This window comes from Bacillus sp. FSL W7-1085 (genome assembly GCF_038595035.1).
GTDB lineage: Bacteria > Bacillota > Bacilli > Bacillales > Bacillaceae > Bacillus > Bacillus altitudinis.
Genome location: NZ_CP152000.1, coordinates 2,532,852 through 2,548,339 on the forward strand (window position 1 = coordinate 2,532,852; position 15,488 = coordinate 2,548,339).

The following is a 15,488-nucleotide window of genomic DNA, read 5'->3' on the forward strand; positions in this document are numbered from 1 at the left end:
TCTACTCCCTTAATCATTAATGATGAAATGGTTTTCCTGAAAAAATATAAAATCCGAAACAAATCACATGGAATGTAATAATGATCGACACAACCATTGTGACCTTATTATCCGGCCACCACTTGTGCTTTTTATTCCACTTCTCAAATAAATTGTAACCGGACATCACAACTGCATGGTATAGTCCGTAAATAATGTATTGAAGGGCGAGACCATGCCAAGCACCCATCAATAGAAAGAGGACAAAGTACCCAATATTTGATACAGCCATTCGGTTCTTGATCCACTTCTTCTTTGTCATAAAGAACACAAATCTCATAAACACATAATCTCTGAACCAGAAGGATAGCGACATGTGCCAGCGATTCCAGAAGTCTTTAATATTACGGCTGATAAACGGTTTATTAAAGTTTTCTGGTGATTTAATACCCATGATATAACTCACACCTACAGCAAATGCTGTATATCCAGCAAAGTCAAAGAACAAATACATACTGTACGCATACATATACGTTAACTGTTGAACAAAGTGACTGCTACTAATGTGATGAATATTCATGAGAATATATGTGTGAATGAGATAACCAATAATGAACTTATATAAGAACCCAATAAAAATTTTATGAATCCCTGCATATAGAAGGTCACTGTACGCTTCTTTTTCAGGCGGTGTATCCATATCCTTTTCAAACCGGCGATAACGATCGATTGGACCGGATGAAATCGTCGGGAAAAAGACGATGAAATAGACCAAACGGTGAATCGGGATTTTCTTTTTAATCAAGCCGTCTCTTGTCTCGATAATTAACTGAACACCTTTAAATGTTAAGTACGAGATCCCCAAAAAGCTCAGCCAGTTCATTGGCGGCGGTTGGTGCGGCTGATGAGTTAAAAAGAACGGTAAAACCTTTGATAGCACAAGCGGCAAAATCGATGCCACCACTGCCATATAGAAGACAGACGCACGGTTCGCCTTCAGCCGGTACGCAAGGTATAGGCGGATGATCAAGACTTGCCACACTGTAAACAAGAACAGCAACAAAGCGCCATGTGCATCCTTTGAGAAAATAAGCGCGAGTGCCACAACCGTTGCAAACATGTTGTAGCCCTGCATTCTTTTGCCGCGAAGACCAAGAATCATCGTCGGCAGAAGAAGAATACCAATTAGAATGAAGAAAAAGAATGAACTAAACGGAATCATAGAAGAACCTCTTTCGCGATTCTTTTACGGTCAACCTTCCCGTTTGGCGTCATGTACAGCTGCTCAAGATAGACAAACTTTCTTGGAATCATGTACGCAGGAAGTGAATCCGCCATTTCTTTCTTAATCGCACTTGTCAGCTGATATTCTTTTTCAAAAGAATGCGCTGCTGGAACAATGGCTGCAATCAAGTACTCCACATGACCGTTTGGCTGGAATGGCACAATCACACAAGCATTGACATACGTTGTCTCGCTCACATGATATTCAATTTCTTCAAGCTCCATCCGGTATCCATGTAGCTTAATTTGATAGTCCAGACGACCGTGGCACGTAATCAAACCATCCTGCGCCACACCTGCGTCACCTGTGCGGTAAGCAGGGCGTCCTTCGTATTCAAAGAACACTTTATCCGTTAAAGCTTGTTCACCTAAATAGCCTCTCGTGACGCTTGGCCCCACGATGACAATTTCCCCTTTTTTCCCATCAGGGAGTGTCTTGCCTTCTTCATCTAAAATGACGATATCTGTATCCGGTTTGGCATAACCCACTGGTAAAGAATCGTGCTGATCAAGAATCTCCTGCGTGACTTCAATCGATGTAATCGCAACAGTTGCTTCAGTTGGACCATACGTATTAAAAACCTGCGCCTTAGGAAAACGCTCAAGAAGCGCACTTGCTACAGAAACAGGAAGTGCCTCTCCGCAGAACAAGAAAACTTTCAACTCTGGTAAAAGCTCCCCTGTAAAGGAAGGATCCATTAAGCACATTTGCACAAAGGAAGGTGTTGATGTCCACACTTCAACGTCAGATTGACCAAGCGCTGCAAACATATCCTTCGGCTTATTCACAAGATCTTTCACTAAACAGTACAGCGTGCCGCCTGATTGAAGCGCTGGATAGAGATCCATCACTGATAAGTCAAAAGAAAATGGTGCTTGATTTAAGAATGTGCGTCCCTCACCAATTGGGAAGTCACGGCACATCCACTCTGTAAAGCTTTCTAAATTATTGGCTGTTACCTGAACGCCCTTCGGTTTTCCGGTACTGCCAGACGTATAAATAATGTAGAAAACATCATCTTGTTGAACCCACTGCGTGGATGGCGGTGCTTCTTTTTCAAGTGCTAAAAGCGATGCCGCACTCTTCACTTCAATGTGTTCTTCTACATCTAATACATTCTGCTCATTTGCACATATCAATAGACTGGCTTTTGAGCTTTCAATGATTGAGACGATGCGCTCGACAGGTATTGAGATGTCGACCGGAATATAAGGTCTGCCTGATTTCACACTGCCTAAGAAAGAAATCAGCATCTCTGGCTCCATATGACCGTATACAATGACAGGTGCACTGTCAGTTGCGACTGCATCGATCGCACCAGCCATTTGGTCTGATAGACGCCAAAGCTCATCATATGTGATCGAAGCATGTTGAGAAACAAATGCTGGCTGTGTCGGTTTCGTTTGTTGGTATTCATGAATCGTGTGTAATAGTTTCATAGTTTAATCTCCAATTAAAAATCGTTGTAAATGAATGATCCCGTATTTGCTGTATGGAATCCGTAAATAAAGAACAATAATAGCAAAATAAGTAAGTAAAAGCTTGTATATCCTATCCATTTTACAGACTTATTTTCTGATAGCTTTTTGAATAGCATATTGATAACCTCTTTTCTTTTGACACTTATAAAGACGCATGGATCATCAAAAGAGTTTCATATCAAAACATAAAAATTTTAAGAATTGATGAAAAAAAGATGTCCAAAGTATGAACGTGTCTTCGGGCAAAGCTGTCTTATTGTAACAAAGATTTAATGTAATTGAAATGAAATGGAAGCTTAAATTTGCCTTAAAATTGGTGAAAACTGTCGAACAAACGCAAAAGCCACCTAGTTTGACTAGATGGCTTTGATATCAATTACTTCTTATATTTATTGACTTCGAACATGAGTATGTTTTTGAACACCACATAATCCTTCTTACTTTCAAAGGGACCTTTGTTGTTGTCATGCTCGTCAATTTCATAAAACCCTGGACCTTCGCCGGCATCACGTTTTTTGTACCAGGATAGGAAGGCGTTGACTTCTTTCATTGAAAGGTCATACTCTTTCTGTAAGCCATTAACCATTGTGATGATGAGAAGAGCATCTCCGTCTTCATCTGTTGCATCGTCTTTTGGTGGTGTTGTTGGTTCTGGGTCTTTGTCGCCAGGTGGTTCGGTTTCAGTGTTTTTTAGACTCTTTAACGAGATAGATAAATTAGTTTTGAAATTTGCTCTAGCGTTAGTAGGAGCACTTGAACTTTGTTCAACTCCTCCAATTACATAGAGTGTATCATCAACAAGCGCTGATACATGTCCCATTCGATAAGGTGCAGAAGTGTTAGGTATAGTTTTCGATTTCATAGCTTCTATATCAAAGAGTGTAACTCTAGAAGTTCCACCTGTTCTTATAATATAATCCTCAAAATTTAATGCATCATGATAAGGTGCAATTGCTCCCGATCCTAAAACTGTCCACTGATCTAATAATGGATCGTACTCAAACGTTTTTGGACCTATTAATTCTGATCCAGCTAAAACATAGAGTTTATTTTTTATAACCACAGCATTTCCAGCAGTAGCCTCATTGGTGAATTTTTTCTTTTTTGTCCATTCCTTTGTTTTTGTATCGTAACTAAATGTATTATTGTACCTCTCTGGCTTTAACGAACTATTATAACCAACAACATAGATTTTATTATCTATAACACCAGCGTATAAATTATATGCAGATATCTTCAATTCAAATGGAAGGTCTTCTGAATTCTCCCATGTATCCGTTTTGATATTATAAACTTCTACGCTATTTGTGGATCCTTGTTCTGTTCTACCACCCATTACATATATACGTTCATCTACTATTACACTGGCAGCACCCATACGGCCTGTTTTCATACCAGCTTTTTCTGACCATTTATCTAACTTCGGATCATATACATAAGTAGTATTAGAATATGCCTTACTTGGACCCGTTCCACCTATTACATAGATTTTCCCATCATATACTTCACTTACAGCTCCTACTCTTGCATCTGGTAGCTCTTCTCGTTTTTCCCATTCAAGTGTTTCTGCTTTTATTGATTGTAATGGATAACTTAATGCAGAAAATAATAAAATGAAAATAAAAAACCATTTTTTCAAGATAACCACACTCCTTCAATTTGTTTACACAACAAATATCGGATAGTTATTTATTTTTTTCATATTTTTGTTACTTTTATATATATTTATTACTTATTTACTTACTGTTTCCCCAATACGCCTGTAAATTTCTAAAATCAGACTTCCGCATTAGAATCAATTCATATTTTTGTATTCCTCCATCAAAAAAACCCATGATTCATGGGTTTCTCATCAGTCCATTATTAAAAAATCCGTCACAAGACAAGCAGGTTCCCCGTTTTCATCCAGCCTCCAAAGCTTGGATACACACTGTCCCCAAAACCAATAGAAAAGATCTCTAAATCAGCTTTCTCCTGAAAGCGCGTGACTAACTAGCTTCTTGTATCCTCATAACATTTCTCAAATTTCTCTTCAAGTACATCATATATGTAATCATGTTCGGAAAGTATAAATGTCAAAGCATGCTCTTCTATAAAATATCCTTTTCCAGTATCAACTCTGTAGCCAAAGAACTGCTCCCCTTGTCAATCACTGATTTGATTTTGTACACCCCAGAATTCCTCCTTACTCATTTCATATTCTCCTTCTACTATACACCTTAATTTTTTAAGTTAGAGAAAGAATGTTCTTTCTATTTAACATTAATCTCTGCGGTGACTGAGCAGGAGATTCGTAAGGCTGTTAAAAAGCTTGTCTTAATTAATGTTGTATTAGAATGAGATAAAGAGAAGAAAAAATGAAGGTTCATTAAAAAACGCCCTTCCAGTGGGAGGGGCTGTGTAATTAACTATTTTCTTTGGAGTATTTTTTTATCAATGATTCACTAATCCTGCTTACGATATAGATCGCAACCGCTAAAATTAGCATCAACGGAAACATACCTAAACGATTATCTGCAACATAAACAATGATCCCCACAATGATAGCTACTACGATTGCCGTTAAAAAATGCTTCACCGCCATCTCACTCCTTTGTTTAAATCATATAAATTCTATTACATAAAAATTGGAATTAAAACATTTTTTCTTATAATGAAATTAAATTACATTTTTTCATAGAAAGAAGGCTGCGTTTGCTGGGATGGTATCTGGTTATATCTCGGCAAAAGGTGAAATAAAATTAAAAGCAGTACAAAAGTATAGATGGATTAAGAAGTATTCTAAAGCTGAATACCAAGCAAACACAAAAATATATGTTAACGGCAAATACAAAACAACCACAACAAAAAAATGGATCTCGGAAGTAGATACTAACATCGAGCGTGTTAAATAACAAAAAAGTCCCTTCATTATTATGGAAGGGCTTTTCAGTTTATTATTGTTACCCATCGTGATATTCAGATGCAGACGTGATATACACATGCTTTCAAGGTTGTTTAGTCTAGGCGTTTGTTTGAGTCTAGTTCCACTATGTGATGTGCCATGTCAGCAGGCACGACACGATCTTGTTTTAAACAGCTTTGACAAAGGTAATTGTCTCGCATTAGAACAAGTTGTCTTGTCTGTTTCCACTCTTTCGATTTGTAAAAGCTTGTTGATTGTTTATCTCGAACATGTTGTTGTAATACTTTGCTTCCTGCTGCTTACCATCAGCATGAGTAGTACAATAACCATTCCTTGTTAACCCCCTGCATCCTCGCACCTTACACTCTCTCAACGGTTTAGTAGGCATTGGATTCACCAGCTTTCCTCTCATCTAACATCGCAAACAAAACAAAGGCATGAAGGTGTCCCACTTTCTGTACGGCATAAAACTCCCTGTACTGGCTTTGATATGATGCTAAATAGGATCGTGTTGCTTCATAGGACAGAATCTGGCTGACATGTAGGAGGCTGTCTATAGCTTCCCTGCCCTAACTCCATAAGATCCAAGCATGCCTAATCCCCTGATGATCTCCCCATCCGCCCATATGCATCCCCTTTTATTAAGAGCTTTAAGACCGTTATACAATTGGTCTGTCCTTATTGCGTGTCCAATTGCTGTATTAATGATTAGTTCCCTGAGTGAGTTGTCCACGTTGTGTCCCTCCCCAAAATAAAAAGCACCCCGCAGGATGCTCAAGGCTAAATTTCTAATTTTAGTTTCTTAGAAACATTCATGTAAATCTCACTTACCTCATCTGGATTTAGTTCTCTACCTTTTTTTATCTCTTCTTTTATTCTCTTCCACTCTGCTTTCAATATAATTTGTTGAAAATTATCAATTACTAGTAGCAGAGCACCTAATTGTGAAGAACGGAATGAATTCTCATCAAGTAAAAGATTAATAACCTCTTGAAATTTCACATTAATACTTTTAGCAACAGGCTCTTTTGGATTGAGCAATAATCTAATATGATTTTTGGTTTTATCTAACAAATTAAATTTATCAAAAACGTTGTAATTTGTCTGATGTGGATTATTTTTATTATAATAAAATTCAGTAGCTAAGGTATTAAATTCAACAAATTTTGCCCTTAAGTTATTTAACCATTCTATCCTTTGTTTGGTCAAAGTATCAACAACAGCTGTCCTGTATGCACTTTTATATGCAAACCAAGCAGTTAATCCAGTTCCTATCAAAGCAATCAAGGTACATATCACGGTCACTACCATCGTGAGTTGTGTATTACTCGCAGCTGTTTCTGCTGCTATTTTTGCTGACTCAAGATATTTGTTTTCATTAGACATATTATCCCCCCTTTTATTTTTATCGGAAGGAAGAGAGTGATTATGAGTATTTGAACAAAAAACGACCTCCGTAATGGAAGCCGCTCTCAATTTATCACCTAATACCATCATAACCACTCTCAGACAAAACGCTTTGCCAAGATTGTGCCAAAAGTGTGCCTTTTTTATTTCAACTTACAAAATTATGCCGGATTTTGTTCTTACAAATGGTCTTGTGTCTTCAACATTCTTTAACTTTTCTAAATCAATATAGTCTTCGTTTTCTTCAGTACTTATATATACACCTCTTGTATATAATATATAGTTCTTAATAGTTGCTATTTCCATATTAGGGAATTTTCTATATATTTCTTCGAAAAATTCGCTACTTTTTATTTTTGACTGATTTTGATATTTACTTCTAACCCATTGTTTAAAATCATTAAGAATTTGCCTTTGCGATCTATATTCAATTTTTTCATTTGGAGCAATTTTTTGTACTTTTGATTCTAAATCTGAAGTTTTCCTATTAAGTTTATTTAACAATTCTTGCAATTCTTCTTTACTTATTGATTGCTCTTCCTTTTTAAATAATTCGAGTATTAATTCCTCTGTGCCATTTCTATAATCAGATACTGATTTCAACAGTTCTTTTCTAAAATCAGCTAATTCATTTAATGTTTCTATTGACTTCTGTACAGTTTCTTGAGAAATCGTTTGTGATTCAGCTAATTTTTCAGCAGTTTCTTTGATATCAATAATTGACTGCCTTTGACCAGCGACATCTACTAAAGTCATAAATATCGCAATCACTGCTAGAATTATAGAAATTCCAGTAGCCATTACATTCACTTGGTTGCCAGCATCCTGGCTACCACCAAAAGCAAATACTAATATAAATGACATGATTAATAATGCAATGATACAAACGTATACAAAATGAGAAACACCTATTTGTTTATCTTTCACCATAAATCTCCAATCAATTTTTAACATCATTATATATCTAGAATTGTCATTTATCCACACAATCCACCAATTAACCATATCTATTATTGTGTCTAACTCAGGGAATCGCTGAATCCTTTGCCCCTATTGCTTTTCAGCCAATTCCTTAAAATGAGTTGGACGTTTTCTCATTATGGTTAGTTGATAAAAAAGAGCACAAAAAAAGACCCACCTGCCATTTGAACAGATGAGCCTATAAGCCGAAGTCGTCCATTGTTCTATCCATTGTGTCTTGTGTGATCCCGATATATCTCAATGTAATATCTGGACTTGAGTGGTTGAATATTTCTTGCAGCAAGGCCACATCCTTGAACTTCTTATAATGCCAGTATCCAAATGTTTTCCTTAATGTATGTGTACCTATGCTATCTAGCCCGACATACTCCGCTGCCTCTCTCAAAATGTTGTATGCACTGCTGCGGCTGATTGGTTTGTTGAGTCCTTCTCTACTCTTAAAAAGATACTCTTGATCATCTTTGTCTTTGATATATTGATCTATCGCTTTTCGAAGCGTCTTGTTTATTTTGATTCTTTTCTCTTTACCTGTTTTTTGTTCTCTAAGGGATACGTACTGTTTTCTCACATTCTTCACCCTTAATTCCAGCAAATCAGATATACGCAAGCCTAGATTGATTCCGGCCACAAAAAGCAGCAAGTTCCTTTTGTTCCGCTCTCCAAGATATTTCTTTATATAATGGATCTGATCAAGGTCCCTTATCGGCTGAACGAAATTCATGACTTATCCACCTGCTTATATACTTCTTCTCTAAGCGCGAATGCCAGTCTATAATATGCTTTGTTTTTAACACGATAATAATTCCTTTGACTGAGTCCCATTTCTGCGTAAATCTCGTAATCATACATTTCTTCATCCTGCATATAGAGCATAACTAAAATACGGCGCTCTTTTTGCGTAAAACGATTGATTGCACGCTGAATCCGTTTCATGAATTGATCACGCTCGATTTCCCAATCCATTTTTTTTAGCGCTGCTTCTTCTGTGGTTGAGTGGAACTGATTTGAGAAACTCGGCGGCGTAATGGTGTATGTTGTTGTGATCTTTGGAAGAAAGTCTTCCGGCGTTTGCAACCTAAGTATTTTATATTTTTCCATCATCTTTTCCATTTTGAATCTTGTTTTTTCCTCGTCGATCTGCGGAATGTCTAAGCTTGTTTGATTCATGATAATTCCCCCTTTATTTTCGGCGCATGGCTCCGCCTTTGGCTCTTTTTAACCGCTGCATGTTTTGTGACCCATAAGCTCTTTTATCTCTCTTTCTGTAAGCTCCTGCGGCTGTTTTTTTGGTTTCTCCTTCTTCATGTTCATCCTCCTTTCCGACAAATAAAAAACGGACACCAACCAGCACCCGTAAAAGGTGTTGATCAGTGTCCGCAGGCTCTCCGTCTTGGACAAAATATTCACGTTCGTTTTGCTTGTCTCTATCATACGATGATCCACACAGGAAAAAAGGTCCCCTTTTTATCCCCCTTTTTGTCGGCTTTTTCTTATTTAAATAAAAGAACATCCTTAACAAGGATGTTTCGTCTCTAGTTTATTTACGGAGTAATGGTTGAGTAGTACATCGGAAAGCGCCACCATAGCTTCTTGTTATTTTAAAATCTACATATTCCACCTTGATATTTCTTTTTTCTAGTTCTTTTCCAATCGTATTTTTATATGCAGAATCCGTTACATATACTTTTTCATCAATAGGTAAACCATTTATGGCCAAATCTTGCGCATCTTTGTAACTTACTTTTATTTTATCCCAATCCTTTAATTCATCTGGAATCCCGTTTGGTAGTGAATCTTCATTCACAATCATCAGTCCGTCTCGGACAAAACTAATAGCACAATCTAGATGAAGTGTATTTTTTTCGAGTTTTACTTCAACTACTTTATAACCATCTGGTGTTAAATAATTACGGAGCCAATCGATTCCTTCTTTATTAGATGCTTGACCAGAGTTCCCAACAAAAATTGTTTTCCCGTACACAAGAATATCTCCACCCTCTAAAAATGGACCATTCTTGGAATTTATGCCTTTTGAAACATCGGGCTGTGGAACAGCAACATATGGATTTTTGTTCGCTTTTACCTCTTTTAAAAGGATATCCCTTGCTGGAAGCACTTCAAGTCTGCGGTAAGTTGATAAAAACGATCCTTCGATTATGTGATCTCCAATTGTAAAGAATGGATCTCTAACAAAGAAATTCGTAGCACCAGCTCCACCAGTTATACCATTTTCAGCTATACCTAATTTCTTTTCATCCTCCGTTAAAAGGCGTGGCATTTGGATGTCTACATCGTATTTCTGGAGTATTTTCTTAAACTCATCACGTTCTTTTTCCATTTTGATTTGAATATCGTTCATATCTTCCATCATGTTTGAGCCGCTATCTTCTGGAAAATAGACTTCAGATTGAGACATAACGACACGTTTTAATGGAGCAAATTCACTTTCAACATACACATTTCCTTTATTTTTTTCGTTTTCAGCTGAGACTTTTTCTGCTTTTGCTTTCACACCGTCTGAGCTTTTTGACTGCGAACAACCTGTTAAAATAACAGCCATTACCGCAGCAAAGCCAACTAAATTAATAAATTTTTTTCTCATTTCAATTAATCCTCCATTTTATTGTTTTGTCACTAATTAAAGATAGTAACTATTAAATCTTAAATATTTCTTAACTAATAGGATTTGGTGTTTTTTGTATTAAATTATGCCCAGTGCTGTTGAGAGGTTAAATGTGGTTTGCTTTTTCAACCTATAGTACTGGTGTTTTTTCAATCCCAATTCTTCGCTTATTTCTAAATCTTTTACGAATCGTGATGTAAGATATTTCATCCTGATAATATCTTGTTCAATTTCGTCTAAACTATTTTTTAACGCCCTTTCTATCTTCCGTACCATCAGTTCATTTAAAACTTCCTGATTCCTGAGAGAAGGAAAAAGGCCTGTTGCACCATTTGCCTCTTGTTCCTTTCTGTTTTCTTCCTTCATCTTGAGAGCTCTATAAACCTTTAGCTCCTTTATCAGAGCATTCCCGACTTGTTTCTCATCGATTTCTGGCAGTAAACACAATTGTTCAGCTCCCATGTTTCTCAACCTCCTCCTATAAACAATGAAAGACATAGACCAGGGCAATTTTGCACCGATCTATGTCATATGATTTATTCTTCTAATGGAATGTCGATTCCGTAATTCTCCCCAAAATCTTCAATATACTCTTTCAGACTATCGGATACTGAATTTAACGGACTCAAAGGTCCCGATGTATTTTTTCTTTGCTGACTCCGTGTAGCAATCAATCTGGATCACGTATGTTCCTTTGCCGGTACGTTTGCGAATTTCACTTACACTAAATGACTTTAGAGGCGTTGACGCTTTGAAGCTGCCCCTTTGTACAAGATTCGTATCAGTTAGCCCGCCATTGGATCTCTTTTTGTAAACGCCAGTGGTGTAGTAAAGTGTGCTCGATCCTTTCTTTTCAGCTCGCCAATCGACCGTTTTCGCTCCTGCATAGTAATTGGTATCATCCGTAAAGACTCGTGCTTGATGACCATATCCCTCGGTTTGCCAGTTTGACTAAACAGCCTGAGCAGACGGCGCATAAAGCACAGCCGCAATAATAATAGTTAGTGTGAGTAGTAGTTTCTTCATTTCATAACCTCCAATATTTATTCCCATATATGCTAAATAAATTTTTAAATGGATTAAATTTGAATATATAGTATTATTAAACTTGTAAGTCTTTAATCCCAACTATAAAGGAGAGTCAAACTATGAAAATTACAAAAGTAATTGCAAGTTCATTTCTGTCATTCGCTTTGCTAATTTCTTCATCTGCTTTTTTTACTGCACAGGCAGAAGCAGCTACTCCAAATGAACAATGGAAAGAATGCGCTAATAAAGAAGTTGGCCCTTACAATTCAAGAAATGCAATCCCAGCAATCCATAACGATGGAACCCATAACTGGTACTTAAAAGGTGTGAGATCTTGGAAAGGTACCTGGTATGGTTATTATGAGCGTTGCTGGTACACAACATTGACGTGAATATTACTTTTAAAAGAGGGAAAATTCCCTCTTTTTTATTTATAGCAAGCTGCCATCAATAATCAGCACCATTTCTTCTTCGTTCGTTAAATACTCAAGGGCTTCTTCAATCGGAATTATTTTGTGATCATCTCTATGTTTAAAGGTGATGCAACAGTTCAATTTGTATGCCGTTTAAGCGTTTGTTTGCGATCTTTATAATTCAATTCCGATAAAATTTCTGCTATGCTTGAGTGCCGCTATACCCGTAGTTCCTGAACCCATGAATGGATCGAATACAATTGGCAACCAGCTAATACACACGGCTCTATCAGCTCCACTGGATATGTTGGAAAATGAGCATCTTTGGTTAGCTTGGTTTCAACGGTCCAGACTGAACGCTTATTCCACTTATTCCTGATAGCTCTGCATGCTAAGTCACCATACTTCCCTTTGAATGAACCACTGGGCTTGTCCTCCGAGTACGGCCGTTCGCAATAAACCAATTTGCTCAATCATTCCATAATCTCTTAACCCCCAATAAGCTGTTAATTCACTTTGCTATATTTGTTCATATGTTCATGTACACACGCATCAGGGAGGTTAGCCCTTGCCAGCTGCTCTGCGAATTGCGGCGGAACACTATTCCCCACCCTACGTATTTGATCCGATTTATTACCGATGTTAAATGTATATCCAGGCGGGAACCCTTGCCCTGCAAATAGTTCGTTTGGTTGCAACATACGCAATCCGATGTCTGCGATCCTCTAGCCATTTGTGCAAACTGTTGTTAATGGGAAACGGCATTTTGTTGTAATGGTATACAGTGGCTCGTCTAATTGCTGGCCTATGCCTTGACCGTAATACTTATTCAAAAAGGCAACGGTCACTAGTCCGAATCTATTGCCGCCAGCTGTGATCGTGTGTAATGGTCGATCAAGTGAAAGACCTTTTACATCCTTTTCTACTGCATATTAAAGTAATTAATGCGCACCGTTTAAGAAATACCCACGCTAGTGTACTATTTAAAAGAGTCTCAATTTATTATGTTTCTGAACGTTTAGGCCACAGCCACATAGATACAACACACTCATACTATGTTCGACGTTTGCATCTATGCTCGTTTAATTATATGAAAAATTTGCGCAAAAAATTTAAAACGACAACTAGGAGAAAACAAAAAAGCCAGAAACATTGTTTTATCAACGTTTCTGGCTTTTTAACGGTTTTAAATAAAAATACGTCCCAGGAGAGATTCGAACTCCCGACCGACGGCTTAGAAGGCCGTTGCTCTATCCTGCTGAGCTACTGGGACATGTTGTTATGTAGTGTGCTTTGGCGTATTACCTCAGCGACAAGATTTATTATATTACTATTGTTCTTTAAAGTCAACGGTTTTTCGAAAGTTTTTTCATAAGGGGCAAATGCTGCACCCTTATGAAATACCTTCCAATGTGACAGTGTTTTCGAGGTCTTGTATGACGTGACCTTCGTCCGTGAAAAACTGTACGTTTGCTTCGCTTCCATCTAGTGTCAGTATAGCATAGCTGCGCTCTTTGCGCACTCTTGGCAGGTGCACGCTGCCTGGGTTAATGAGGAGTTTTCCTCTTAGCAGTTCACTGCCTGGGATGTGCGAGTGGCCAAAGCAGATAATGTCTGCGCCTAGCTCTTCTGCACGGTAGTAGACTTGAAGCAAGGATTGTTTGATGCCATGCAGATGTCCGTGAGTGAGAAATAGTTTTCCGCCTCCATCCAGTGGGAGCAGGAGCTCTTCTTCAAAATCGCCCATAAAGTCACAATTTCCTTTGACGACTTTGTATCCTTCGAGTGCTGGGTGGTTCGTTTCGAGTTCTGAATCTCCGCAGTGAATCATCATGTCCACTTCAGCCGCATGCCGTTTGGCAATGGTTTGAAGTTCGTCTGTGAGTCCATGACTGTCACTAATGATGAGTATCTTCATGGCTTCATTCCCCCTTATTCATTTGCGTCTAGCAGTGATGAAAGCTTTTGAAGCGCGACCGCTCGATGGCTGATCTTGTTTTTTTCCTCTGGTGATAACTCGGCCATCGTCTGGTCTTTGTCTTTGACGATGAAAATTGGGTCGTATCCGAAGCCGTTTTCGCCGATCGGTTCTTCTGCGATAAAGCCTTCTACTGATCCTTCTACCGTTTTTGTTTCTTTCCCCGGTATACTGACAGCCAGGGCACATCTAAATCTAGCAGTGCGGTCTTCTTTTTTGATGCCTTGCAGCTCATTCAGCACCTTTTCCACGTTCTCGGCATCGTCTTTATGCTCGCCCGCGTACCTCGCTGAATAGACGCCAGGCTTTCCGCCAAGGTAATCAATCGACAGACCCGAGTCGTCTGCAATCACCATTTCACCTGCTTTGGCTTGAATGGCCTCGGCTTTGATGATCGCATTTTCTTCAAAGGTATGTCCTGTTTCCTCAACCTCTTCCGTAAATCCGATGTCCGCTAGTGTTTTGACCGTGAATCCTTTTGGCTCAAGAATGGCTTTGAATTCTTTCGCTTTGCCCGCATTGTGCGTTGCGATGATGGCAGTTTTCATCCTGATCAAACCCTTCTCTTTATTCGATAACTTCTCCTGTCACTGCTTTTTGCTTTTCAATTAATTCTTTGATGCCTTTTTCGGCTAAATCAAGCAGTCCGTTTAGTTGTTCTCTTGAGAATGTCGCTTCTTCGCCAGTGCCTTGAAGTTCAACAAAGCGTCCAGCGCCTGTCATGATGACATTCATATCCACTTCAGCTGAAGAATCTTCTTCATAATTTAAATCTAACAGAAGTCCCTGTTTAGAATCAATTCCGACGGATATTGCGGCTAAATAATCAGTGATCGGATTTTCTTTCAAAACGCCTGCTGATTGAAGCTTTTGAATCGCTAGTGTCATGGCCACAAATGCACCTGTGATAGAAGCTGTGCGTGTTCCACCGTCTGCTTGAATGACATCACAATCAATCCAAATGGTGCGTTCACCAAGCTTTTCTAAGTCAACGACTGCGCGCAGAGCTCGTCCAATTAAACGCTGGATCTCCATTGTACGTCCTGTGACTTTTCCTTTAGATGATTCTCTTATCGTTCTTTGAGCCGTTGCTCTTGGAAGCATGCTATATTCTGCTGTAATCCAGCCTTTTCCTTCTCCTCTTAAAAAAGGAGGTACGCGGTCCTCGATAGATGCGTTACAAATCACCTTCGTATTTCCCGCTGAGATTAAGACAGAGCCTTCTGGGTGCGTAATGTAGCCTGCCTGTATTTCAATTTTTCTTAATTCGTCGTATTGTCTTTCATCTAATCTCATGTTTTACCTCCGTTACAATATACATTCCGCGCGGGTGTCAGCGGGGTTCTCCTATTAACTTTGACAACCTCGATCCGTTCTAATCGCTTGGAATAAAAAAGAGGCAGCGAA

General features: G+C 38.4%; 16 protein-coding genes, 1 tRNA gene and 3 pseudogenes. 1 reads left to right on the top strand and 19 read right to left on the bottom strand.

The annotated features are described in order from the left end of the window. Positions 1–16 precede the first annotated feature (16 nt). The 13 genes and pseudogenes from dltB to MKY11_RS13110 form a co-directional block, all read right to left on the bottom strand. Positions 17–1,201, bottom strand: a complete 1,185-nt coding sequence (gene dltB, locus MKY11_RS13050) for a D-alanyl-lipoteichoic acid biosynthesis protein DltB (RefSeq protein ID WP_268412653.1) — start codon at positions 1,199–1,201, stop codon at positions 17–19. After that, positions 1,198–2,703, bottom strand: coding sequence for a D-alanine--poly(phosphoribitol) ligase subunit DltA (dltA, locus tag MKY11_RS13055; RefSeq protein ID WP_342501474.1), 1,506 nt, complete (start codon positions 2,701–2,703; stop codon positions 1,198–1,200). Before dltA ends, dltB begins: the two co-directional genes overlap by 4 nt. Positions 2,704–2,717: 14 nt before the next feature. Beyond that, positions 2,718–2,867 (bottom strand): teichoic acid D-Ala incorporation-associated protein DltX, encoded by a 150-nt coding sequence (locus tag MKY11_RS13060; protein WP_024427820.1) that lies wholly within the window; start codon positions 2,865–2,867, stop codon positions 2,718–2,720. Between the two features lie 254 nt (positions 2,868–3,121). Then, positions 3,122–4,384, bottom strand: coding sequence for a DUF1668 domain-containing protein (locus MKY11_RS13065; protein WP_342501475.1), 1,263 nt, complete (start codon positions 4,382–4,384; stop codon positions 3,122–3,124). Between the two features lie 765 nt (positions 4,385–5,149). Then, positions 5,150–5,329 carry a hypothetical protein gene (locus MKY11_RS13070; protein WP_017358156.1) on the bottom strand — a complete coding sequence of 60 codons (180 nt, stop codon included), beginning with the start codon at positions 5,327–5,329 and terminating at the stop codon, positions 5,150–5,152. A 393-nt stretch (positions 5,330–5,722) separates the two neighbouring features. After that, positions 5,723–6,038, bottom strand: a pseudogene (locus tag MKY11_RS13075) (HNH endonuclease); the annotation flags it as partial. Positions 6,039–6,430: 392 nt separating this feature from the next. Further along, entirely contained in the window at positions 6,431–7,036 is a 606-nt protein-coding gene (locus tag MKY11_RS13080) for a hypothetical protein (protein ID WP_284565131.1), read from the bottom strand. 174 nt (positions 7,037–7,210) lie between these two features. Then, positions 7,211–7,984 (bottom strand): hypothetical protein, encoded by a 774-nt coding sequence (locus MKY11_RS13085; protein ID WP_342501476.1) that lies wholly within the window; start codon positions 7,982–7,984, stop codon positions 7,211–7,213. A gap of 232 nt (positions 7,985–8,216) precedes the next feature. After that, entirely contained in the window at positions 8,217–8,759 is a 543-nt protein-coding gene (locus MKY11_RS13090; RefSeq protein ID WP_060596944.1) for a site-specific integrase, read from the bottom strand. Continuing rightward, on the bottom strand, positions 8,756–9,205 hold the full coding sequence (locus tag MKY11_RS13095) for an ArpU family phage packaging/lysis transcriptional regulator (protein ID WP_284565133.1): 450 nt from the start codon (positions 9,203–9,205) through the stop codon (positions 8,756–8,758). The genes MKY11_RS13090 and MKY11_RS13095 overlap by 4 nt, the downstream gene beginning before the upstream one ends. A gap of 370 nt (positions 9,206–9,575) precedes the next feature. Beyond that, the gene (locus tag MKY11_RS13100; RefSeq protein WP_200964054.1) at positions 9,576–10,640 is read right to left on the bottom strand and encodes an arginine deiminase family protein; all 1,065 of its coding nucleotides are present in this window, start codon (positions 10,638–10,640) and stop codon (positions 9,576–9,578) included. 99 nt (positions 10,641–10,739) lie between these two features. Next, positions 10,740–11,123 (bottom strand): ArpU family phage packaging/lysis transcriptional regulator, encoded by a 384-nt coding sequence (locus tag MKY11_RS13105; protein ID WP_284565134.1) that lies wholly within the window; start codon positions 11,121–11,123, stop codon positions 10,740–10,742. A gap of 138 nt (positions 11,124–11,261) precedes the next feature. Continuing rightward, positions 11,262–11,687 (bottom strand): annotated as a pseudogene (locus MKY11_RS13110) (hypothetical protein). Between the two features lie 122 nt (positions 11,688–11,809). On the opposite strand from MKY11_RS13110, the gene MKY11_RS13115 reads away from it, so the two are divergent. Then, positions 11,810–12,082, top strand: coding sequence for an LCI fold-containing protein (locus MKY11_RS13115; RefSeq protein WP_268362836.1), 273 nt, complete (start codon positions 11,810–11,812; stop codon positions 12,080–12,082). A gap of 139 nt (positions 12,083–12,221) precedes the next feature. Here the strand turns inward: MKY11_RS13115 and MKY11_RS13120 are convergent. The 6 genes and pseudogenes from MKY11_RS13120 to rph all read right to left on the bottom strand — a co-directional run. After that, positions 12,222–12,361 (bottom strand): annotated as a pseudogene (locus MKY11_RS13120) (DNA methyltransferase); the annotation flags it as partial. 248 nt (positions 12,362–12,609) lie between these two features. Beyond that, entirely contained in the window at positions 12,610–12,804 is a 195-nt protein-coding gene (locus tag MKY11_RS13125) for a DNA cytosine methyltransferase (protein WP_342502111.1), read from the bottom strand. Between the two features lie 498 nt (positions 12,805–13,302). After that, positions 13,303–13,376, bottom strand: a tRNA-Arg gene (locus tag MKY11_RS13130). A 120-nt stretch (positions 13,377–13,496) separates the two neighbouring features. Then, a complete protein-coding gene (locus tag MKY11_RS13135; RefSeq protein ID WP_008345914.1) occupies positions 13,497–14,021 on the bottom strand; it encodes a metallophosphoesterase in 525 nt (174 codons plus the stop codon). A gap of 14 nt (positions 14,022–14,035) precedes the next feature. Continuing rightward, the gene (locus MKY11_RS13140) at positions 14,036–14,638 is read right to left on the bottom strand and encodes an XTP/dITP diphosphatase (RefSeq protein WP_342501477.1); all 603 of its coding nucleotides are present in this window, start codon (positions 14,636–14,638) and stop codon (positions 14,036–14,038) included. Positions 14,639–14,648: 10 nt separating this feature from the next. Continuing rightward, positions 14,649–15,377: a ribonuclease PH gene (rph, locus tag MKY11_RS13145; protein WP_024718627.1), complete on the bottom strand. Its 729-nt coding sequence runs from the start codon at positions 15,375–15,377 to the stop codon at positions 14,649–14,651. Positions 15,378–15,488 lie beyond the last annotated feature (111 nt).

Excerpts from the sequence above, each read along its gene's own strand:
- dltB (WP_268412653.1), bottom strand. The coding sequence starts at position 1,201 with ATGATTCCGTTTAGTTCATTCTTTTTCTTCATTCTAATTGGTATTCTT.
- dltA (WP_342501474.1), bottom strand. The coding sequence starts at position 2,703 with ATGAAACTATTACACACGATTCATGAATACCAACAAACGAAACCGACA.
- MKY11_RS13070 (WP_017358156.1), bottom strand. The coding sequence starts at position 5,329 with ATGGCGGTGAAGCATTTTTTAACGGCAATCGTAGTAGCTATCATTGTG.
- MKY11_RS13080 (WP_284565131.1), bottom strand. The coding sequence starts at position 7,036 with ATGTCTAATGAAAACAAATATCTTGAGTCAGCAAAAATAGCAGCAGAA.
- MKY11_RS13090 (WP_060596944.1), bottom strand. The coding sequence starts at position 8,759 with ATGAATTTCGTTCAGCCGATAAGGGACCTTGATCAGATCCATTATATA.
- MKY11_RS13095 (WP_284565133.1), bottom strand. The coding sequence starts at position 9,205 with ATGAATCAAACAAGCTTAGACATTCCGCAGATCGACGAGGAAAAAACA.
- MKY11_RS13100 (WP_200964054.1), bottom strand. The coding sequence starts at position 10,640 with ATGAGAAAAAAATTTATTAATTTAGTTGGCTTTGCTGCGGTAATGGCT.
- MKY11_RS13105 (WP_284565134.1), bottom strand. The coding sequence starts at position 11,123 with ATGGGAGCTGAACAATTGTGTTTACTGCCAGAAATCGATGAGAAACAA.
- MKY11_RS13115 (WP_268362836.1), top strand. The coding sequence starts at position 11,810 with ATGAAAATTACAAAAGTAATTGCAAGTTCATTTCTGTCATTCGCTTTG.
- MKY11_RS13125 (WP_342502111.1), bottom strand. The coding sequence starts at position 12,804 with ATGTTGCAACCAAACGAACTATTTGCAGGGCAAGGGTTCCCGCCTGGA.
- MKY11_RS13135 (WP_008345914.1), bottom strand. The coding sequence starts at position 14,021 with ATGAAGATACTCATCATTAGTGACAGTCATGGACTCACAGACGAACTT.
- rph (WP_024718627.1), bottom strand. The coding sequence starts at position 15,377 with ATGAGATTAGATGAAAGACAATACGACGAATTAAGAAAAATTGAAATA.